Consider the following 21472-nt stretch of genomic DNA (forward strand, 5'->3'; position numbering starts at 1 on the left):
GGCGGCACAGGTGCCGCCTTCCCTTGTTCGAGCGCGAGGTTCGGGGTGCGCTCAGAAATTCTGCCAGCCTTCGGCAGCCGAAACGACCGCGAGGTTTCCCTTTTGGACGCCTCTTGCCGCCCTCGGCGCGCGTAGCCGAGCCGGTGAGGCGGAAGTCTCGGCGTGCACTTCGGCCGGACGACCGGCCATAGCCTGGCCGATGCGGAATTGCCGAAGAAGGTCGTAGAGAGCCTCTGCCTCGCGCGACATGGCGTGGCTTGCGGCGGTGCTTTCCTCCACCATGGCTGCGTTCTGCTGCGTTGCCTGATCCATCGCGTTGACCGCCTGGTTGATTTCCCTGAGGCCCGTCGCCTGTTCCCGCGCCGCTTCGACGATCGCCGAGACGTTAAGGTTGATCTCCTGGACCTGCCGTGCCCGTCTGTCCGACCCGCGAGACGCGTTGCGGACATGCTCGCCGGAGGTGGTGATCAGCGCCTTGATATCCTTCGCGGCGCTTGTCGATCGCTGGGCCAGTTCCCGCACTTCGGTCGCCACCACCGCGAAGCCCTTGCCGGCCTCGCCGGCGCGCGCCGCCTCCACGCCGGCATTGAGCGCCAGGAGGTTGGTCTGGAAGGCAATATCCTCGATGACGCCGATGATGTTGCTGATTTCGCGACGATTGCGCGATCTGGTCCATCGCGCCGATGGCGTTCTGGACGACCAGTTTCGAGTGTTCGGCTCCATCCTTCGCCTTTGCAACGAGCAGGCCGGCTTCCTCGGCTCGGCGGCTCGAATCGGCGACGGTGGTAGTGACTCGTCGAGTGCCGCGGCCGTTTCCTCGACAGATGCGGCCTGCTGCTCGGTCCGCTTCGACAGGTCGTCGGCGGCGGATCGGATCTCGCGTGCGCCCCCGGCAATCGCACCGGCGTTTTCTCCGACCGTTTGCATGGCGCGACAGAGGCGGACGACCGCATCGTTGAAGTCGCTGCGGCACGGCCTCCATGCTCGGCACGAATGGCGTGTCCAGTGACCGGGTCAGGTCGCCCTCCGCCAGCGACCGCAGGCCGGCGCCGAGCGTGTTGATCGCCGCCATGCGTTCGCTGACATCGGTCGCGAACTTGACGACCTTGTAGACCTTGCCGTTCGGATCGCGGATCGGGTTGTAGGCGGCCTGGATCCATATCTCCTTGCCGCCCTTGCCATGGCGGACGAATTCGCCGGCGATGAACTCGCCCTGGGCAAGCCGCCTCCAGAACTCGCTGTACTCGGCGGTCCGGGCATAGTTCGGCTCGCGTCAGGCGGCGAGGTCTTCCACCTCACGCTCCTTGAACATGCGGGCGAGGTTGAGGAAGCAGATCATGCCGCTCTCGTTGGCGATGATGCCTTCCGCGAAGCTCTTGTCGAAGGAAGCGGTGACTTCCGGCACCGGCTGCACCTGGTTGCCCTGCACCGTCAGGATGTCGGAGACGCGGTCGACGACAAGGCCGATCACCATGTTGTGGACTTCGGCGACAACGATGGCGCTGCGCTCGTTGGCAACGGTCGATTTCATGCCGAGCTTGTGGGCGAGGTCAATGATCGGGATCACCGTGCCGCGCAGGTTCATGACGCCGATCACTTCCGGCGGCGAATGCGGGATCGGCGTCGACGGCGCCCAGCCGCGGATTTCGCGGATCGTCGTCGTCTTGACGCAGAATTCCTGATCGTGGAGGCGGAACGCGATGATCTCCAGCGTCTCGCCGTCAAATCCAGCCGTTTTCAACGTGCCTGTCATTTAAAGCTCCTTGCCGTCGGCGCCCGCAAGGCGCGACTTGGTGATGGGGTCCGCCGACGACATCCGGCGACGCGCAAGCCGCATCATGCGCGGGGAGCCCGCCTTGCGCTTTGGCGGACATCCTAGTCCGGGATTCGTTAAGAGTTGCTTTTTGCGAGGCCCTGCAAGGCCGGCCCTCCCCGCCGATGCCGACTCAGACGGAAGCGAGCACCGCCGCAAAGTGCTCGAGCGCCCAGTCGACCTCGCCCGCAGTGATGACGAGAGGCGGGGCGATGCGGATCGTGTCGCCATGGGTGTCTTTGGCGAGGATGCCGCGCTCCTTCAGCGCCTCGCAATATTTACGGGCGCCGCCGGCCTCGGGCACGAGTTCCACGGCGAGCATCAGGCCGCGGCCGCGGACTTGCCTGATGATGTTGGAGCGAATGTCCGTCAGCCCGGTCATGAGGCGCTCGCCCATCAGCGCCGAATTCTCGATCATGCCCTCTTCGGTGAGCACGCTCAGTGCCGCCCTGGCGATCGCGCAGGCGAGCGGGTTGCCGCCGAAAGTGGATCCGTGCTGGCCAGGTTTCAGGACGCCGAGAACCTCCGAATTGGAGAGCACGGCAGAGACAGGGTAGAAGCCGCCGGAGAGCGCCTTGCCGATCAGCGTCACATCCGCCTCGATGCCCTCGTGCTCTTCCGCAAGCAGCTTGCCGGTGCGGCCGAGGCCGGTCTGGATCTCGTCGAGTACGAGCGTGATGCCGTGCTTGGTGCAGAGTTCGCGCACCGCCTGGAAATAGCCGGTGGGCGGCACGATGACGCCGGCCTCGCCCTGGATCGGCTCGACCAGAAAGGCGACGGTGTTTTCGCTGATCGCCGCTCGGAAGGCGCCGATGTCGCCAAAGGGGACGATCTTGAAGCCGGGTGCGAAAGGGCCGAAGCCGTCATGCGATTCCGGATCGGTTGAAAAGCCGACGATGCCGGTCGTGCGGCCGTGGAAATTGTTGGAGCAGACGATGATCTCGGCGCGATCGTCGGCAACGCCCTTGACCTCGTAGCCCCATTTTCGGACCGCCTTGAGCGCCGTCTCCACCGCCTCGGCGCCGGAATTCATCGGCAGCACCTTGTGCGAGCCGGTGAGGGCGGCGACCTCCTCATAAAAGAGAGCTAGTTGGTCGTTGCGGAAGGCGCGCGAGGTGAGCGTCAGCTTCTGCGCCTGCTCGACCATCGCCCTGAAGATCTTCGGGTGGCAATGGCCCTGGTTGACGGCTGAATAGGCGGATAGGCAGTCGAGATAGCGGTTGCCCTCGATGTCCCAGACATAGACCCCTTCGCCGCGCGTCAGCACGACGTCGAGCGGCTTGTAGTTGTGGGCGCCGAGCAGGTGTTCGGTCTCGATCAGGGCTGCCGTGGTCTTCATCATTCCCCTCCGCTATCTCCTTCCGGCCGCCGCTTCGGATCGGCGGAGGTCCGGATCGATCATTCTCAGGCGCTCCGGGTCGGCCGGTCAAGGATGCGGCGGCCGAAGAGGCTTGCGGTCAGTTCCACCAGGATGCGGGCGCTCTTGCCGCGGTCGTCGAGGAACGGGTTGAGTTCGACGACGTCGAGCGAGGAGACGAGGTCGCTGTCGCAAAGCATCTCCATGATAAGATGGGCCTCGCGAAAGGTGGCGCCACCCGGCACGGTGGTGCCGACCCCCGGGGCAAACTCCGGATCCATGAAATCGACGTCGAGGCTCACATGCAAGAGGCCGTTGGCGGCGCGCACCTCGTCGAGGATCTGACGCATGATATGGGCCATGCCGATCTCGTCGACGGCGCGCATGTCGAAGACATTGACGCCGTGTTCGGCGATCTCCTCGCGCTCGCGTGCATCGACCGAGCGGATACCGACCTGGTAGACCCTTTTCGGATCGACGAGCGGCCGGTTCGACTGAAGGATCGGGGCGAATTCCGCCTCGCCGCAGAAGAAGGCGACCGGCATGCCGTGCATGTTGCCGGAGGGCGAGGTCGAAGGCGAATTGAAATCCGCATGAGCGTCGAGCCAGAGCACGAAGAGCGGCCGGCCAACCTCGTGTGCATAGCGCGCCATGCCGGAGACGCTGCCCATCGAGAGGGCATGGTCGCCGCCGAGAATGATCGGAAAATGCCCCTTGCGCGCCGTGTCGTGCACGGTGTCGTTGAGCGCCCGGGCAAAGGCGGCGACCATCTGCAGATTGTTTGCGCCCGCATGGTTTGGAAGGTCGCGGGCCGGCAGCGGCGTTAGGTCGCCTTCGTCGTGAACGGTGTGACCAAGATCCGCGAGGACCGTGTCGATGCCGGCGATCCGGAGCGCCGTCGGGCCCATCGCAGCGCCGCGACGCCCCGAACCTTCCTCGATGGGTGCACCGATCAACGTGATGGTTTTCATGTCCTTCTTCCCTCGCTCGAATCTGTGAGTCCGGCAGAGATTATCGCCAATAGCTGTGACGGCAAAAAGATGGAAAACTGCCGATAAGAAGGCTACTCTTCTCACTATGAAAAGCAATGTTCGACAAAATGACAGAGAATGGACGACCTCGACCAGGCCCTGATCAGCGCCCTTCGTCAAAATGCGCGGACACCGGTTTCGACGCTGTCGGCGATGACCGGCGTTTCGCGCGCCACCATTGCTGCCCGCATCGACCGGCTGGTGAGGAATGGAACGATCGCCGCATTCACCATCCGGACGGGATCGGAAATCCCCGCCTCGGGGGTTCGCGCCGTCGTCATGATCGAGGTTCACGGCAAGATGGCCGACCGGGTTGCCGAGCAGTTGCGCGGCCTGCCGCAGGTGAGGGCGCTGCACAGCACCAACGGGCGGTGGGACTTCATCGCCGAGCTTGAGGACCGCGACCTCGCGAGCTTCGACGAGACCTTGCGCCGCATCAGGCTAATTGATGGGATCACCGTCACTGAAACGAACATCCTGCTCAAGACGAGCAAATTGTCCGGCGCGTTTTAGTCGCACGGATTCGGGCTGCGCGGACAATTTGTTCTTGATTTGTTCTAATGCCCGTGTAGGATGCTCCGTCTCAGCGAACAAGGGAGGATGTCATGGCCATTTCCGGTGGCGGCCCAATGGCGCGACAGATCTGCATCAAACTGTTCGTCAGGCATGGAGACGAGGAGCGGGCAATCGCCTTCTATCGCGAGGTTTTCGGTGCAGAGCTCCTCCAGCGCCATGAATGGAGCGGCATTCTGACGAGCGCTGATCTCAGCATTGGCGACTCGATCTTCCGGGTCGCCGGCGCCAATCCGCGCCGCGATGCCGAACCGCATCTCGGGGGACCGCGCTCGCCGCATGCGCTCGGCACCACCGCGGCGATCCTCGAGCTGCAGATCGACGATGTCGATCGTGTGCTCGCCCGGGCAATGGGCGCCGGCGCCAGCCTGCGTAACGCCGTCGAGACCCTGCCGACCGGCGACCGTGTCGCCGCCCTCATCGACCCGTTCGGCCATATCTGGGCACTGTTCACGGCGGTCGACGAGAGTGAATTTTTGAATGCCTTTGGGGCTGACAGGAATGCGGCTTGAGAGAGGATTGTGTTCCTGACCCAAGGCCCCACCCCAACCCCTCCCCACAAGGGGGAAGGACTTCGATGCCGCAGCCGCTTCCTCTCTTTTTTGACCGTTGCAGCCGTCTCATAAGAATTGCGGGACTGGAGGAGGGCGCTGCGCGTTAAGCCCCTCCCCCTTGTGGGGAGGGGTTGGGGAGGGGACTTTCCTCAAGCCCCGATTAATACTCTCTCTCGAAGAAAATACCGCCGGCAGCCGAACCATCGCCGGCTGCCTCGCCTTTCAGTTTCACGCCGCGGCCGACATCGAGGTTGATGATCGCCTTACTGGAGGCCGAGTCGGAGCCCTGCTGCAATTCGAGATAGGTCCGGTCGTTCAAATACTTGCCAGCCCGCACCTGGGCGCCGCCGCTCTCGTCGGTGGTGATGTCGAGGTCGTCGACACCAAGCTTGTTGCGCAGGCCGTCGAGCAGCGACGTCGAGCCGCCGCCGGCAAGCTGGCTGACGGCGGAGGCGAGTTGGGCGATCTGGAACGCCGAAAGATTGTTGAGCGAGCGGTTGAAGATCAGCTGTGCCAGGATCTCGTCCTGCGGCAGCGCCGGCGAGGAGGAAAAGGTCACCGTCGGGTTGTTGGCCGGCCCGGCAATGTTGACCGTGATGGTGGTCGAGCCCGCGCTCGAGGTGGCGTCGAGGTCGAGCGTCGGAATGAGGTCGCCGCCGAAGCCGATGTGACCGTCCGTGAAGGTCAGCCTCTTGCCGAGGATTTCGAGCCGGCCGCGCCGCATGTCGAAATCGCCGGAGACGATCGGCCTGACGGCGGTGCCGCGGATCGTCAGGTCGCCACCGAGCTCGGCATCGATGCCGCGTCCGCGGACGAAGAACTGCCCGGGCGAACGGACCGCGAGATCGAAGGCGATGACGCCGCCGGCATTGACGCCTGCACCGCCCGACGAGGACGTTTCCCTGCGCACGTCGCGTGCCATCTGCCGCACGCCGGCCGGCGCATTCCGATGGTGGATGTCGATCGCCGACAGCGAGGTCGGCAGTTTTTCCGGCACGGTGATCGCCGCCCTGTGGATCGTCAGCTGGCCGCCGAGCGTGGGCGTCGCGACGAGCGGACCTTTCAGCGTCAGATCGCCGGCAAGATTGGCGGTGAAGAGCGTGCCGTCGACATAGGTGGCGTTGTTGAGGCGGATTCTGAGGTCGGCCGGGAAGTTGGAAGCGGCTGCAATGCCGACAGTGCCGCTCGCCTCGATCGACCCGCCGCTGGCGAGATTGCCGGAAAGCCGGCTGATCGTCGCCTGCCGGCCGTCGAGCGTAACGTTGGCCGCAAGGTCGTTGAGGGCAAGATTGCGCCGGACATCGACGAGCCGGCCGCCGGTGGTCGCAACCGTGCCGGTGATCTGCGGCGCGCGGGCCGGACCGGAAAGGGAAAGATCGACCCCGGCCGAGCCGGTGAGGGTGAAACCTTGCTCCGCCAGCTTGGCGGCAAGCAGCGCGAAGGGCACGTCGCCGGCGAACTTCATCGACATCGGCATGCTGCCGGCGACATCGACATGGCCGCCGCCCCGGAAGGAGAGGCCACCCGGCCCGGAGATGGTCGCGTCGAGCGTGACGCGATTATCGGCAAAGCGGCCTTTTGCCGTGATTTGGAGCCCCGATACGCCGGCGCCGCGCGCGGCCGAGACCGAAGCGCCGCTCCATCTCAGATCGTAGTTGACGACCGGCGCTGCGGCAGTGCCGCTGATCTCGACCGTTCCGTCGATCGTCCCTTCGGCGCCGAGCGTCGCCGCGAAGGTGTTGATCAGCGCCGCGGGCAGGGCATTGAGCTTCGCGGAAATGTCGAGCGTCGCGCCGGCCGTGCCGGCGACGGAAATCGTACCCTTGGATGCCTGGATGGTGAGGTCGCCGAGGCGGACGGTGCCGTTGTCGATAGCGACGACGGTCGGCTTGGCAAGCGTCAGCGGCAATCTCCGCGGGGCTGCCGAAAACGAGGCCAGACGGATCTCGGTGCGGCCGCCGGCGCTTGCCAGATCGCCCTTGGCCGAGAGCGGAGCGCCGTCATATTGGCCGGCGATCTCGAACCCTGTTCGGCCACCCTGCTGGTCGAAGGCGAGGTTGACGGCGGAGACGCGGTTCTGCCCCTGGGCAACGCTTTCGGCCCTGACGCTGCCACGGATTGCCAGGGCGGCGATATCGGCGATGCGGATATCCGCCACGGGCTTGGTGATCGTCAGCGCGTCGCGCTTTATGCTGCTGCCGCTGGCCTTGACGGATACGGAAGTGATGCCGTTCGAGGTCGCGACCGTCGCCGATCCTGAAAGGTCGCCGGACGCCTTCTGGCCGGCCATGGCGGCGACCAGGCCGAGATCGGGCAGGTTGAAGTCGACGGTGCCGTTCGGCTTGAAGTCCGCCGTGAGCTCGATCGCGCCGGTGACGCGGTTGTCGCCGATCTTAGCCTCGAGCGTCGGGATGGATGTGCGGCCATCCGCCGATACCACTTCGGCCCTGACGTCTATCGGCTGGCCGTCGAGCCCGCCGGTGGCGGTGAGCTTCGCCTGCGGGCTGCCCGGCTTGACCGTTGCGTCGGCGGTGACCGTCAGGTCCGTCAGCGATCGGCCGGCAAGCATGGCGCCGCTCGAGGTCAGCTCTCCCTTGACGGCGAGCGCGTCAAGCGGGCCGGAAATCTCTGCGTTGAAGCCGGCCTTTCCTTGCGCGTCGGCGAGCAGCTTGCCGAGATCGGGCAAGGTGCCCTCGACATCGGCCGTCAGCTGACCTGCCGCGATCGTCGCCGAGCCCTTGGCGTTGACGGTGCCGGACTCGACCTCGAGGGCGCTCAGCCTGACGCTGCCATCAGCGCCGGTCTCGACCTTGCCCGAGACAGTCACCGGCGTGTCGAATCTCGCGGCCAGGCCACCCGGCAGGAAGCTCGGTTCGGCACGCACGTCGAAGGTCGCCGTTGCCGCTTTTTCGGCGCGGGCGAGGCTGCCGGTGAGATTGCCCCGGAAGCCGGGGCTCTCGATCACCGTCGGGTCGAAGCTGATCGCCGCCTCCGTGACGGAGACCGTGCCCTTGGCGGTCAGGTCCTGCGCGGCAAGACCGCCGGCGCGCAGCGAGGACATCGAGGCGCCGCTCCAGGCGAGGTCGTAGGCGACCACCGGCGCCTGCGCCTCGCCGTCGATATCGACGGTGCCGGCAATGGTGCCCTCGGCACCGAGCGTCGGTGCGAAGGTGTTGATGAGCACGGCGGGCAAGTCGTTGAGATTCGCGCTGAGGTCGAGCCGGTCGCCGGCCGTGCCGGAGACGGCGACGGTACCCGTCGATGCCTGGATGGTGAGGCCGTCGAGCCGAGCCGCGCCGTTTTCGATCGCGATCACGGTCGGCGCTGCAAGCTGCAGCGGCAGGCGCCGCGGCGCCGCAGAGGCGGAGGCGAGGCGGATTTCGGTGCGGCCGGCCTCGCTCGTCAGTTCGCCCGAAGCCCTGAGCGGTGCGCCGTCATAGAGGCCCTCGGCCGAGAAGCCGGTGCGGCTGCCCTGCTGTTCGAAGGCGAGATTGAGGTCCGCCATCCGGTTTTCACCCTGCGCAACGCTCTCGGCGCTGACATTGCCCTTGATGGCCGGCCTGGCAATATCGGCGATAGCTAGATCGACCGCTGGTTTTGCGATCGTCAGCGTGCCCCGCTCTACGCTGTTGCCATTGGCTTTGAGCGCCACCGAGGTAACGCCATTTGCGGTCTCGAGCGTCGCCGAACCGGCGAGGTCGCCGGATGCCTGCTGGCCGGCCATGGCGGCAAGCAGCCCGAGATCCGGCAGGTTGAAGTCGAGCTTGCCGTTCGGCTTGAAATCGGCCGTCAGGTCGAACGCACCGGTCAAGCTGTTGCCGCCGATTTTCGCTTCCAGCGTCGGAACGGCGGTAAGACCGTCCTTCGAGACGACGTCGGCGCGAATGTCGATCGGCTGGCCGTCGAGCGTGCCGGTGGCGGTGAGCTTCGCTTCGGGGCTGCCGGGCGTCGCCGTCGCATCGGCGTTGATCGTGAGTTCGCTTAAAGTACGCCCGGCAAGCGTCGCGCCGCTCGACGTGATCTCTGCCTTGACGCCGAGCTTGCTCAAGGGCCCTGATGCGGCCGCCTGGAAATCCGCGCTGCCCTTCACGTCAGGCAGAAGCCGGCCAAGCTCCGGTAGCGTGCCCCTGATATCGGCCGTCAGCGTCTCGCCCGAAAGCGTCAGCGAGCCGGAGGCTTCGACGGCTTCGGATTTGACATCGAGGCCGCTCAGCTGGACGCTGCCGTCCTCTTCGGTCACCAGATTGCCGGAGACGGCGATCGTCTTTTCGAATTTTTCGGCAAGCGCCGGCGGCAGAACTGCCGGCACTGCGAAGAGCTTGAAGGCGGCTTCGAGTGTGCTGTCGGCGCGATCGAGTGCCCCGGTGACGGAACCGCCGATGCCGGGGCTTTCAAGCGTCAGCGGATCGAAATGGATGGCATCCGGCGCGATCCCGATCGTGCCGGCGAGCTTCATCGGCGCCTGTATCGCCCGATCGAGATCCGCGTTTGCGAACCGCGCCTCGCCGATCTCCACGGTTGCCTTCAGCGATCCGGCCTGCATTTCCAGGTTGAAGGCGTCGCTTTGCGCCGCGAGCCGGATGGCGCCGAGACTGCCTTGAGGCAGTCCGAGCGAGACGACGTCGGCGGCGACGTCGAGGATCGCCGATTGTCCCTCGCCGATCAGCGACAGGTTCGCCGTGTTGACCCGTGCTTGCAGCTCGCCATCCTTCAGCGGCCAGCGGAAATCGAACGGACCGCTCGTGCCGGCGACGCTTGCCTGAAGATTGTTCTCGCCGCGGCTGTCGACCGTGCCCGAGGCGTTCAGCGTCAAGGCGCCGGTCGCAAGCTTGCCCGCTTCGATCCGGACCTTGCTCTTTCCGTCGAAGGCGGCGGTCAGGTCGATGCTGGTCGATCCCTCGAAAAGCGGCCTGAAAGCGGCCGGCATCAGCTGGGCGAAAGCCCCGCCGCCGGTGAGCTTCAGATTGTGCATGCCGTCGGCGGCTAGCACGTGCCGGCCTTCCAACCGGAGAAGCTCGCTGCCGTCGAGCGATGCGGTGCCGGAGCCCGTCCAGTCGGAGAGGGGTCCTTGTCCGGTCACCTGGATATCGACTGCCGGTTCGCCCGGCAGCCGCAGCAGCTTGGCGAGCAGCCCGCCCTTCGGCTCGGCGATCTCGGCCTCGAGCCTCAGCTCGTTTCCGGCCGGATTGAAGACGAGATCGGCGACGGCGCGTGCTTCCGGGCGGTCGCGCTCGGCTGCATCCAAGGCGAGCGCGATCCTCGAATTCGTCGCGTCGACCCTGCCTTTCGCGGTTAGGAACTGGTCCTTGCCGGCGATCGCCTTGCCGATAACGATCTCTTTGAGATCGAAGGCATCGATTTTCACGTCCACGGGCAATGCGAGTGTCCGTCGGACCTCTTTCGTTTCGGTGGAGGGGATCGGCAGCCGTTCGAGGCGTACGGAAGCCGCCGAGATGCTGCTTGCATCGAAGCGCATCGACAGAAGCTCGGCCGGCGACCAGTTCACCGAGAGGTCGCGGACCTCCGCATAGATTCCCTCGCCGTCGAAGAGCGTCACCGTTCCGGCGGTGAAGTCACCGGTGAGCAGCGCACCCGGATCGGAGATGCGGACGATCTGGTCAGGGGTCGCCGCATATTTTTCGATCGCCCAGGCGACGACACGTGCGCCGGGCACGGTGAAGCCGAGAAAGGCGACGAGGAGAAACAGCGCAACGACGACCACGCCGAGAAAGGCGAAGACGTAGCGCAGCGCTGACCGAAATGTGCCGATGACCTGATTCATGTCCTATCCATAGACCATGTTACGCCGCTCTGGAATCGGCAGGACGGAACCTCATCGCCCGCAGGCGGATTTGCCTACTGCATGTCTTTGTCCGTAAATCGACCTGGACTTAGGGACAAAGACATGCAGCAATTCAAAGTGCTACAGCGACCTTTGCGCGTCTGATAAGACGCGCGGCGCTGTAGTTTACCATGGCATTGCCGCGCGCATCAGAAAGATTGTCCGATGCCCGCATATATCCCGTATTCGGTGCCGCCCGGATATTTGTTGAGCGGCACCGCGAAATCGAGACGGATGGGCCCGAAGGGCGTCGCATAGCGCAGGCCGATGCCGGCCCCGGCGCGGATGTCGGAAAAATCCGGCGCCGTGCTCGTCGAGACGCTGCCGGCATCGATAAAGGGCACGACACCGATCGTATCGGTTACCGCAATCCGGACCTCCAGCGAACCGTTCACATAGGAGCGGCCGCCGGTCTCCTCGTTGTCGTCATTGCGCGGGCTGATCTCCTGGAAGGAATAGCCGCGCACCGAGCCGCCGCCGCCGAGGAAGAAACGCCGGGTTGCCGGAATGTCGGAAAGTTCGTCGCCGCCGACGAGCACGCCGGCGCCGAGCTTGCCGGCCAACACGAAGCGATTTTCGCTGCCCGGCGCGTAATAGGCGGAGGCGGAGGTCTCGAAGGAGCTGAAGAAGGTCTGACCTTCGATCTCGTAGCTCGGCTTCGCGTTGATCATCGCCCGGTAGCCTTCCGTGGGGTTCAGCTTGTCGTCGCGGGTGTCGCGGACATATTCGAGCGGGATCGCGGCCGTCAGATAGGAATTCGAGCCGAAGGCGTCGTCGATATCGGCCCAGCTGAGCTCGGCGCCGACGGAAACGGTATCCTCTGGCGTAAGCTCGAAGCCGGCGCCGGCCGCGGCGGTGATCGTCTTGGCGTTATAGGCATCCGGATCGACGATTGCCGCCTTGAGGCTTGCCGTGAACGTCGATGCCGGACCGAAGGCGCCGGGCTTGGCAAAGAGAATACCGGCCGAATAGTCGAGCCCGCCGACATCCGTGGTCTCGCCGATCCGGTCGACGGAGCCCTCGATCCGGAGCGACTCGGCCCGGCCGAAGAGATTGCGATGGCCCCAATAGCCCTGCAGACCGAGCCCGTCTGTCGTCGATACCTGGCCGCCGAATCCGAAATAGCGGTGCTTGCCCTCCGACACCTGGATGTTCATCGGGATGGTGCCGTCGGGAGCAAGCTGATCAGCCTCGACAATGGTGACGCTGGAGAAGACGTTCAGCGTCCTGAGCCGCTCGGCGGCCTTGCGGATGTTTTCCGGCGAATAGGGCCGGCCATGGTTGAGCCGCGAATAGTCGCGAACGAAATTCGGGTCGACGGTCCTGGTGCCGGTAACCGTGAGAGCGCCGACCGGCGCGACCGGTCCGGATTCGGCCCTGATCGTCACGTCGACGGTGGAGGTGGCATGGTCGGCGACGACGCTGCGCTCGGTGATCTTGGCAAGTGGCCGGCTCTGTTCCTTGAGATCGACGACGATCTGCTCTCCCGCCTTGATGATCAGCGTGGAGTCTGCACGGGCGCCGCGTGTGAGATCATAGGTCGCCGGGTCGAGCCCTGCCGCATCGCCCTCAAACCTCACCGAGCCGAGAGTGAAGGCTGGACCCGGCGCGACGCGCACGGTCACCGGCACGGCCTGGCCATCGGGGAAGGAGGGGTCGGGCGGCAGGCTGTCGATGTCCTGGCCGTTGATCAGGATCGTCACGGTGCCGCCGTAGCGCGCCTTTTCGTAGAGCGCGGCGAGCAGCCGCTCCCGGTCGTCGCGCGCCTTGATCAACAGGCCGAGGTCGCCGGAGACCGGCTTTTCCTGATCCTGATTGAGCTGCGAAGCATTTTCGAGCGCCTCGCGCAGCTCCTCATCATCCGTTCCAGGCTCGAATGTAAGCGTGTAGTTGACCGGGTCGAGAACCTGGACCTGCTCCTCGGCGCTTTCGAAAAAGCGCATGCCGAAGATCCGGATCGCCTGCGCTTGGCCGGCGAAAATCGGGCCGAGCGCCGTCGAGGCCGCAAGCGCGAACACTGTCGCCGCCTTCAAATACGCAGTACTCGAGCGTGGTGGAGACATCCTCCGCATCCCGTTTCAGGCGACTCTTTACTCAATGCCTGCATGTGCGGCAATGGGCACTCTAGCAGGGCAAAGTTTTCCATTTGTTAACGATCAGGGCCGGTTGCATCCACCCTGCAGCGGCGATTCGGGTCGGATTCTGGCCAAAAAGGACTCGTTCTGTGGTGCTTCGGGCACAAAGAGCGGCGGGTAGGCGGCTGGGGAGGATCGGGGCCGCAAGCGGCCGTCGCAGCGATCCTGACTGCTCGCCTCCTGCTTCCGGAATGCCGCCTCTCCGTCGCTCGATGCTCGGTCTACTTCTTGTCTGGAGCCTCGCTTTCGACGTAGCTGTCGTGCCAGTTCCACCACTTGTAGGGCGGGGTCTGGGGATAGCCCTCGGGCGAATCCTCCCAGACCTCCTGCCGGCCGAGGGGCGTTAAGTCGAGATAGTTCCAGGTGCTCCCCATCTGCTCGTCGCCGCGGTTGTTGATGAAATAGGTGCGGAACAGGCGGTCTCCGTCACGATAGAACACGTTCGTGCCGTGCCATTCGTCAACGCCGAAATCGGCGTCGAAGCCGTCCGTAATCGTAAACCATGGGATCTCCCAGCCCATCCGCGCCTTCAGCCGCACGATGTCCGCCTGCGGCGCCCGTGATATAAAGACGAGGGTGGTGTTACGAGCATTGAGGTGGGCGAGGTGGGCGACCTGGTCGGCCACCATGGAACAGCCTACGCAGGCGTGGTTGGGCCAGCCTTCCACGCCGGGCTCGAAGAAGGCGCGGTAGACGATCAATTGGCGCCGGCCGTCGAACAGGTCGAGCAGGCTCACTTTGCCTGCTGGCCCCTCGAAGACATAGTCCTTCGTCACAGCCATCCAGGGCATCCGCCGGCGCTCGGCGGCGAGCCGGTCACGGGCGCGTGTCAGGGCCTTTTCTTTCACGAGCAGATCTTCGCGGGCCGCCTCCCAAGCCTCCGGCGCAACGACCGGTGGTGTGGGCATGGCAGGCTGTCCGCCCGTCGGTTGCTTCTCGGCTGATGTGGTCATGGCTTCCTCCTCGGTTGCCGCGCCTCATGGCTGAGCGCGCGTTCCATTCGGTTCATCACAATTGCTTGTCACACAGTCTTGCACACAAGTGTGGCGGCAACCCGATGCAAGGCTGATTGGAGCCCGCGTCGTTCGGCGCCAATTGATCGGTATCCTCGCCAGTCGAGTTGACTGGAAGTTGAGGTATTCGTGACTATGTATTCGTCTTTCACGGGAGTGAGCGGATGGCCGACAAGGCGAGAATGGAGAAGAAGGCCGACACCAAGCGCATGTCTGCGAAAGCCAAGTCGCCCGAGCCGGCTGCCAAGTCACCCGCCCGCAAGCCTACTAAAGCCGCGGCGAAGGCATCTCCGGCGCGCTCCGCAATGCCTGAATCCACCGCAGAAAACAGCGAAAGCGCGGAAGCGGCGACGAAGCCGAAGCTTCTCTCAGGCGGCAATCCGCAGATCGCCAAGGGCTACGGCGACGCGCCGGTGCAGGCCTATATCGCCGCAATGCCCGGCTGGAAAAGCGATCTCGGACGCCGCCTCGACGCGCTGATCGAGCGGACCGTCCCCGATGTCCGCAAGGCGGTCAAATGGAACTCGCCGCTCTATGGAATGGAGGAGCAGAGCTGGTTCCTCGGCATTCACTGTTTCACGAAATACATCAAGGTGGCGTTCTTTCGCGGCACCTCGCTGCATCCGGTGCCGCCAGGCGAGTCCAAACAGAAGGAAGTGCGGTACCTGAACATCCATGAGGACGAGGAGCTGGACGAGGCTCAGTTTGCCGCCTGGGTGAAGCAAGCCAGCCAATTGCCCGGCGAACGCATGTGAGCGGAGAGGGCAAGGGCGTGCGACGGCAATCATGAAGAGAGTGAAACAGCCATGGAGAAGAGGATGGAAGGGGAAAACTCTCCCTCGCAGCTGATCGATGCGAGGATAGAAGAGCTGGGCGACTGGCGGGGCGAGACGCTCGCCCGCGTGCGAAAGCTTATCAAGGATGCCGACCCGGACGTGGTCGAGGAGTGGAAGTGGCGGGGCGTTCCGGTTTGGTCGCATGCCGGAATCATCTGCACCGGCGAGACCTACAAGAGCGTCGTCAAGCTGACCTTCGCCAAGGGTGCTTCGTTGGAGGATCCTGCGAGCCTGTTCAACTCCAGCCTCGAAGGCAATACCAGGCGCGCCATCGATATCCATGAGGGCGAAAAGATCGACGAAGAGGCGTTGAAGGCGCTCATTCGGGCGGCCGCGGCACTGAACCTATCGTCAAAGGCTGGTCACCCCCAGAAAAGATCGAAGAGCGCCTGAGAATCATCGTGCAATCGGCCCAATGACGGCGCCGCAATCCCGCCAAATGACTCCACGCAAAAAGAAAGCCCCGGATTGCTCCGGGGCCGTTCGTTCGATGATTGCCGGTGGCGATCAGCAACGGTCGATATAGCGGCGGCCGTAGCGGTCGCGGTAGTAGCACTGGCCCGGCTGCTCGGTGACGTTGCCGATCACGGCGCCGGAAACGCCGCCGATGGCGGCGCCGACCGCCGCGCCGCGCACGTCGTTCGTGATGGCGCCGCCGATGATCGCGCCCGACGCCGCGCCGATGCCGGCACCCTTCTCCGTCTGCGTGCAGCTTGCAACCGACAGGGCGACCAGAACAAGTGCGATGGCTTTCTTCATGTTGTCCTCTCCGATCTCTACGGATGTCAGCCTGTCGCTTCGTCCGTCTCTTGGGTGGTGGCGGCGAGACGCGACCCGCGTCCCTCCACTTGAACTTGCAATGCGGAAAATACCCCGCCGCCCAGGAAAGTCCACTGGAGGCGGCGCGGTCGTCCGGCCGCAAGATAATGCGATCCTTCCTGAACAGAAGATGAAGGCGCTGTTTCCGCCGTTACATGCCGTGACGGATTTTTTTGCCCTTCTGCGGCCGAGACGGTTGCGACATTCGGCAAAAAGACAAATGATACAATGTCGACAATGGTCCGGGAGGAGCGGACCACTGGCAAAGGGCATTGATATCAGGGCGCGTACTTTCAGTCGCGTGAACATATCTCACCCGATTCGAAGCCGCGCTCGCCCTGGTACGGACCGACCCCGGAGGAGCGAAATGGCGAAAGTAACAATGACGGTCAACGGCCGCCAGGTAAGCGGCGTCTGCGACGACCGGACGCTGCTGGTGCACTTTATCCGCGAAAATCTCGGACTGACCGGTACTCATGTCGGCTGCGACACATCGCAATGCGGTGCCTGTGTCGTCCATATGAACGGCCAATCGGTGAAGAGCTGTTCCATCCTTGCGGCGCAAGCCGCAGGTTCGGCGATCACGACCATCGAGGGATTGGCGCAAAATGGCGAGCTCCACCCAGTGCAGGCAGCCTTCAAGGCGCATCACGGCCTGCAATGCGGCTTCTGCACGCCCGGCATGGTGATGACGGCGGTCGACATGATCAGGCGTCACGGCAGCGGTCTCGACGAGGCGACGGTCCGCTTCGAACTCGAAGGCAATATCTGTCGCTGCACCGGCTACCACAACATCGTCAAGGCGATCCTCGCCGCGGCCCAGGAAATGGGCGGCGTGCGTCAGGCAGCGGAATGAGCGGCACGCCGCTACCGGCAGAACCAATCCAGCTGAATGTCTCGGGAGGAGATAGGCAATGGGCGTTGATGGCATCGGCGCGCGCGTGGCGCGCAAGGAAGACAGGCGTTTCCTGACGGGCAAGGGGCGCTATACGGACGACATGTCGGTTCCCGGCATGAAATATGCGGTCTTCGTGCGCAGTCCGCATGCGCATGCGACGATCACCGGCATCGACGCGACCGCCGCCAGGGCGATGCCGGGCGTCATCGATGTGCTCGACGGGAAGCAATTGCTGGCCGACGGGATCGGCAACCTGATCTGCGGCTGGATGATCCACTCCAAGGACGGTTCGCCGATGAAGATGGGCGCCTGGCGGCCGCTGGCCGACAAGACGGTGCGTTATGTCGGCGACGCCGTGGCGATCGTGGTGGCCGACAGTGTCGCCGAGGCGCGCGATGCGGCCGAAGCGGTGGTCGTCGACTACGACCTCCTGCCGGTGGTCACCGATCCGCTGCAGGCGCTCGCCTACGGAGAGCCGCAGCTTCACCCCGAGGCGCCCAACAACCTGATCTTCGACTGGGAGCTGGGCGATGCCGCGGCCGTCGACCGGGCGCTTGCGGCCGCGGCCCATGTGACCGAGCTCAAAATTTACAACAACCGCCTGGCGCCCAATCCAATGGAGCCGCGCGCCACGCTCGGCATCTACGACGCCGGCGACGATCACTATACCTGCTACACGACCAGCCAGAACCCGCATCTGGCGCGGCTGGTAATGAGCGCCTTCTACAATGTCGCACCGGAAAACAAGCTCAGGGTGATCGCCCCCGACGTCGGCGGCGGCTTCGGCTCGAAGATCTATATCTATCCGGAGGAGATCGTCTGTCTCTGGGCCTCGAAGCGGACCGGCGTGCCGGTCAAGTGGACCTGCGACCGCACCGAAGCCTTTCTCACCGACGCCCATGGCCGCGACCACGTCTCGACCGTGAAGATGGCCTTCGATGCCGGCAACCGGATCATCGCGCTGAAAGTCGACACCATCGCCAATCTCGGCGCCTATATGTCGCTCTTCTCTTCCTGCGTACCGACCTATCTCTACGCGACGCTGCTTTCCGGTCAGTACGACATCCCGGCGATCCACGCCAATGTCCGCAGCGTCTATACCAACACGGTGCCGGTCGACGCCTATCGCGGCGCCGGACGACCGGAGGCGACCTACCTGCTCGAGCGGACGATGGAGACGGCGGCGCGCGAGCTCGGCATTTCGCCGGCGGAACTGCGTCGCACCAATTTCATCCGCTCTTTCCCGCACCAGACGCCGGTGATCATGAACTACGATGCCGGCGACTACGAAGCCTCGCTCAACGCGGCGATGACGACGGCAGACTGGAGCGGCTTTGCGGCCCGCAAGGCCGAGGCCGAAGGGCGCGGAATGAAACGCGGCATCGGCATGAGCTGTTACATCGAGGCCTGCGGGCTTGCGCCCTCGGCGGCGGTTGGTTCGCTCGGCGCCGGCGTCGGACTGTGGGAATCGGCCGAGGTCAAGGTCAACATGGCCGGCACAATCGAGGTAATGACCGGTTCGCACAGCCACGGCCAGGGGCATGAAACAACCTTCGCCCAGCTCGTCGCCGACCGGCTCGGCCTGCCGATCGACAGCATCAACATCGTCCATGGCGACACCGACAAGGTGCAGATGGGCATGGGCACCTACGGCTCACGCTCCGGCGCGGTCGGCATGTCGGCGCTGGCCAAGGCGCTCGACAAGGTCGAGGCCAAGGCGAAGAAGATCGCCGCGCATTTGATGGAGGCGGACGAGAGCGACATCGTCATCGAAGACGGGGCGCTGAAGGTCGCAGGCACCGACAGGTCGGTCCCCTGGTTCCAGATGGCGCTTGCCGCCTATACCGCCCATAACCTGCCGCCGGGACTCGAGCCGGGGCTGAAGGAAAGCGCCTTCTACGATCCGGCCAACTTCACCTTCCCGGCTGGCTGCTACATCTGCGAAGTGGAGGTCGATCCGGAGACTGGCCGCACGCATATCGTCCAGTTCGTCGCGGCGGACGATTTCGGCAACATCATCAATCCGATGATCGTCGAGGGCCAGGTGCATGGCGGGCTGGCGCAAGGCATCGGCCAGGCTCTGCTCGAGGGGGTCCGCTACGATGACAGCGGCCAACTGCTGACGGCGAGCTACCTGGACTACGCGATGCCGCGCGCCGACGACGTCCCGTCGTTCAACGTGTCGACCTCGAACACCCCCTGTCCGAACAATCCGCTCGGCGTCAAGGGCTGCGGCGAGGCTGGCGCGATCGGCTCACCGCCGGCGCTGATCAACGCGATCACCGACGCGATCGGCAACAATCAGCTGACGATGCCGGCGACGCCGGAAAAGGTCTGGTCAGCGGCTCAAGCCGCGCACTGATCGGGAGGAACTTAGGATGTATGAGACCAACTATCACAGAGCCTCCTCGATCCAGGAAGCGGTGCAGATGATGGGCGCCGCGGCGGAGGGCAAATATCTCTCTGGCGGCATGACGCTCATCCCGACCATGCGCTTGCGGCTCGCCGCGCCGAGCGATCTTGTCGATCTGCGGCACATCACCGAGTTGAAAGGGATCGCGGTCGACGGCCGCTCCGTCCGGATCGGCGCTGCTGCGACGCATGAGGAGGTCGCCATCTCAGCCGAGCTCGGCGCGGTCTGCCCGGCCCTCTGCGACCTCGCCGGCCACATCGGCGACCCGGCGGTGCGCCACATGGGAACGATCGGCGGCTCGATCGCCAACAACGACCCGGCGGCGGACTACCCGGCCGCGATGCTGGGGCTCGATGCGGTGATCGTCACCGACCGGCGTGAGATCAAGGCGGACGACTTCTTTACCGACCTGTTCGAAACGGCGCTGGAGGAAGGAGAAATCATCACCGCCGCGCGCTTCGACGCGCCGGCCAAGGCTGCCTATCAGAAGTTCGCCAACCCAGCCTCGCGATACGCCATGACCGGCGTCTTTGTCGCCCGGCGCGACGACGGCAATGTCCGCGTCGCGGTGACGGGAGCCGGCTCCAACGGCGTCTTCCGCCATAACGGCCTGGAGGCGGCGCTTTCCGCCAACTGGTCGCCGGATGCGGTGGCGAATGTAACGGTCGACGCATCGGATTTGCTGACAGACCTTCACGCCAGCGCCGCCTACCGCGCCAATCTCGTCAAGGTTATGACCAAGCGTGCCGTGGCGGCTGCCTGAGGACGCGAGAAGGAAAGAAAGGACGGCCGCGGCCGTCCTTTTTGCAATTGCTTGACTTCGATCAAAGTTAAGGGGATTGAGTTGCCTTAGCCGTTTTGGAATAGTTCAAAACTAGAGGCCTTTTGCCGCAGTCGCGTGGCCGGAGGCCGTTCCGGGGTTGACCCCTGGTCGCTTTGAATGAAGAAAGGCGGCAGGGCATCGGAGATGATGATGGATTTCGAGAGTTTCTTCAAAAACGAGCTGGACGGGCTGCATTACGAAGGCCGCTATCGGGTCTTCGCCGATCTCGCCCGCCACCGCGGTGATTTTCCGAAGGCGACGCGCTACACGGCCGACGGCACCCAGGAGGTCACGGTCTGGTGCTCGAATGATTATCTCGGCATGGGTCAGTCGCCGGTCGTCACCGAAGCGATGAAGCGGGCGATCGACGAATGCGGCGCCGGCGCCGGCGGAACGCGCAACATCTCCGGGACCAATCACTACCACGTTCTCCTCGAGCGCGAACTTGCCGACCTGCACGGCAAGGAATCGGCGCTGCTCTTCACCTCCGGCTATGTCTCCAACTGGGCCGCCCTCGGCACGCTCTGTTCCAAGATTCCCGGCGTCATCGTCTTCTCGGACGCCGGGAATCACGCTTCGATGATCGAGGGAATCCGGCATTCGAAATGCGAGCGCGTCATCTTCAAGCACAATTCGGTGGCCGATCTCGAGGCGAAACTGGCGGCTGCTGATCCGCGTGCACCGAAAATCATCGCCTTTGAATCCGTCTATTCGATGGATGGCGACATCGCGCCGATCAAGGAATTCTGCGATCTCGCCGACAAATATGGCGCGATGACCTATCTCGACGAGGTGCATGCGGTCGGCATGTACGGCCCGCGCGGCGGCGGCATTGCCGAGCGCGAGGGGCTGATGCACCGGTTGACGGTGATCGAGGGTACGCTCGGCAAGGCCTTCGGCGTCATGGGCGGTTACATCACCGGTTCGGCGGCGCTCTGCGATTTCATCCGCTCCTTCGCCTCCGGCTTCATCTTCACGACCGCTTTGCCGCCGGCGCTTGCCGCCGGCGCACTCGCCTCGATCCGGCATCTCAAGGAAAGCCAGCGCGAACGCTTCGCCCATCAGGAGCGGGTGCGCCGGCTGCGATCGCTGCTCGATCAGCGCGGCATTCCGCACATGGTTAATCCGAGCCATATCGTCCCGGTGATGGTCGGCGACGCCGCCAAGTGCAAGTGGATCTCCGACCTGCTGCTCGACAATTTCGGCGTCTATGTCCAGCCGATCAACTATCCGACGGTTCCGAAAAAGACCGAGCGACTGCGCATCACGCCGACGCCGCTGCATTCGGATGACGACATCGACCACCTGGTCGGCGCGCTGCATTCGCTGTGGTCGCGCTGCGCGCTGGCAAGGGCGGTCGCGTAA

The 21472-nt window shown here is 64.5% G+C and carries 15 protein-coding genes and 1 pseudogene; 8 read left to right on the forward strand and 8 right to left on the reverse strand.

Annotation, left to right across the window (positions count from 1 at the left end; translation table 11 throughout):
* Positions 1 to 51: 51 nt before the first annotated feature.
* From CO656_RS14060 to rocF, 4 genes and pseudogenes are all read right to left on the reverse strand, one after another.
* A pseudogene (locus tag CO656_RS14060) lies at positions 52 to 1252 on the reverse strand (PAS domain-containing methyl-accepting chemotaxis protein); the annotation flags it as partial.
* A gap of 21 nt (positions 1253 to 1273) precedes the next feature.
* Positions 1274 to 1753 (reverse strand): chemotaxis protein CheW, encoded by a 480-nt coding sequence (locus tag CO656_RS14065; protein ID WP_037417621.1) that lies wholly within the window; start codon positions 1751 to 1753, stop codon positions 1274 to 1276.
* A 193-nt stretch (positions 1754 to 1946) separates the two neighbouring features.
* The gene (gene rocD / locus CO656_RS14070) at positions 1947 to 3152 is read right to left on the reverse strand and encodes an ornithine--oxo-acid transaminase (RefSeq protein WP_097526223.1); all 1206 of its coding nucleotides are present in this window, start codon (positions 3150 to 3152) and stop codon (positions 1947 to 1949) included.
* A gap of 65 nt (positions 3153 to 3217) precedes the next feature.
* A complete protein-coding gene (gene rocF / locus CO656_RS14075; RefSeq protein ID WP_097526183.1) occupies positions 3218 to 4141 on the reverse strand; it encodes an arginase in 924 nt (307 codons plus the stop codon).
* A 138-nt stretch (positions 4142 to 4279) separates the two neighbouring features.
* Here rocF and CO656_RS14080 point away from each other — a divergent pair, with 138 nt between their 5' ends.
* Together CO656_RS14080 and CO656_RS14085 are read left to right on the forward strand one after the other, a co-directional pair.
* Entirely contained in the window at positions 4280 to 4714 is a 435-nt protein-coding gene (locus CO656_RS14080) for an Lrp/AsnC family transcriptional regulator (protein ID WP_037417614.1), read from the forward strand.
* 92 nt (positions 4715 to 4806) lie between these two features.
* Entirely contained in the window at positions 4807 to 5286 is a 480-nt protein-coding gene (locus tag CO656_RS14085; protein ID WP_037417610.1) for a VOC family protein, read from the forward strand.
* A 202-nt stretch (positions 5287 to 5488) separates the two neighbouring features.
* Here the strand turns inward: CO656_RS14085 and CO656_RS14090 are convergent, their stop codons facing one another.
* From CO656_RS14090 to CO656_RS14105, 3 genes are all read right to left on the reverse strand, one after another.
* Positions 5489 to 11110, reverse strand: coding sequence for a translocation/assembly module TamB domain-containing protein (locus CO656_RS14090; RefSeq protein ID WP_097526184.1), 5622 nt, complete (start codon positions 11108 to 11110; stop codon positions 5489 to 5491).
* 209 nt (positions 11111 to 11319) lie between these two features.
* Positions 11320 to 13233, reverse strand: coding sequence for an autotransporter assembly complex family protein (locus CO656_RS14100; protein WP_097526185.1), 1914 nt, complete (start codon positions 13231 to 13233; stop codon positions 11320 to 11322).
* Between the two features lie 293 nt (positions 13234 to 13526).
* Entirely contained in the window at positions 13527 to 14258 is a 732-nt protein-coding gene (locus CO656_RS14105; RefSeq protein WP_179864762.1) for a DUF899 domain-containing protein, read from the reverse strand.
* Between the two features lie 224 nt (positions 14259 to 14482).
* On the opposite strand from CO656_RS14105, the gene CO656_RS14110 reads away from it, so the two are divergent.
* Positions 14483 to 15073, forward strand: a complete 591-nt coding sequence (locus CO656_RS14110) for a DUF1801 domain-containing protein (RefSeq protein WP_179864763.1) — start codon at positions 14483 to 14485, stop codon at positions 15071 to 15073.
* Between the two features lie 63 nt (positions 15074 to 15136).
* On the forward strand, positions 15137 to 15547 hold the full coding sequence (locus tag CO656_RS14115; RefSeq protein ID WP_086022748.1) for a DUF1801 domain-containing protein: 411 nt from the start codon (positions 15137 to 15139) through the stop codon (positions 15545 to 15547).
* A gap of 114 nt (positions 15548 to 15661) precedes the next feature.
* On the opposite strand, the gene CO656_RS14120 is transcribed toward CO656_RS14115, so the two are convergent.
* Entirely contained in the window at positions 15662 to 15913 is a 252-nt protein-coding gene (locus tag CO656_RS14120) for a YMGG-like glycine zipper-containing protein (protein WP_014766143.1), read from the reverse strand.
* A gap of 427 nt (positions 15914 to 16340) precedes the next feature.
* Between CO656_RS14120 and CO656_RS14125 the strand changes: the two genes are divergently transcribed.
* The 4 genes from CO656_RS14125 to hemA all read left to right on the forward strand — a co-directional run bounded on the left by CO656_RS14125 (position 16341) and on the right by hemA (position 21472).
* Positions 16341 to 16829: a (2Fe-2S)-binding protein gene (locus CO656_RS14125; protein WP_097526186.1), complete on the forward strand. Its 489-nt coding sequence runs from the start codon at positions 16341 to 16343 to the stop codon at positions 16827 to 16829.
* 58 nt (positions 16830 to 16887) lie between these two features.
* Positions 16888 to 19233 carry a xanthine dehydrogenase family protein molybdopterin-binding subunit gene (locus CO656_RS14130; RefSeq protein ID WP_097526187.1) on the forward strand — a complete coding sequence of 782 codons (2346 nt, stop codon included), beginning with the start codon at positions 16888 to 16890 and terminating at the stop codon, positions 19231 to 19233.
* Between the two features lie 16 nt (positions 19234 to 19249).
* Entirely contained in the window at positions 19250 to 20047 is a 798-nt protein-coding gene (locus CO656_RS14135) for a xanthine dehydrogenase family protein subunit M (protein WP_097526188.1), read from the forward strand.
* Positions 20048 to 20257: 210 nt separating this feature from the next.
* Complete coding sequence (hemA, locus tag CO656_RS14140) at positions 20258 to 21472, forward strand: 5-aminolevulinate synthase (protein ID WP_179864764.1); 1215 nt, start codon at positions 20258 to 20260, stop codon at positions 21470 to 21472.

This window comes from Sinorhizobium sp. FG01 (assembly GCF_002531875.1).
Classification (GTDB): domain Bacteria; phylum Pseudomonadota; class Alphaproteobacteria; order Rhizobiales; family Rhizobiaceae; genus Sinorhizobium; species Sinorhizobium fredii_C.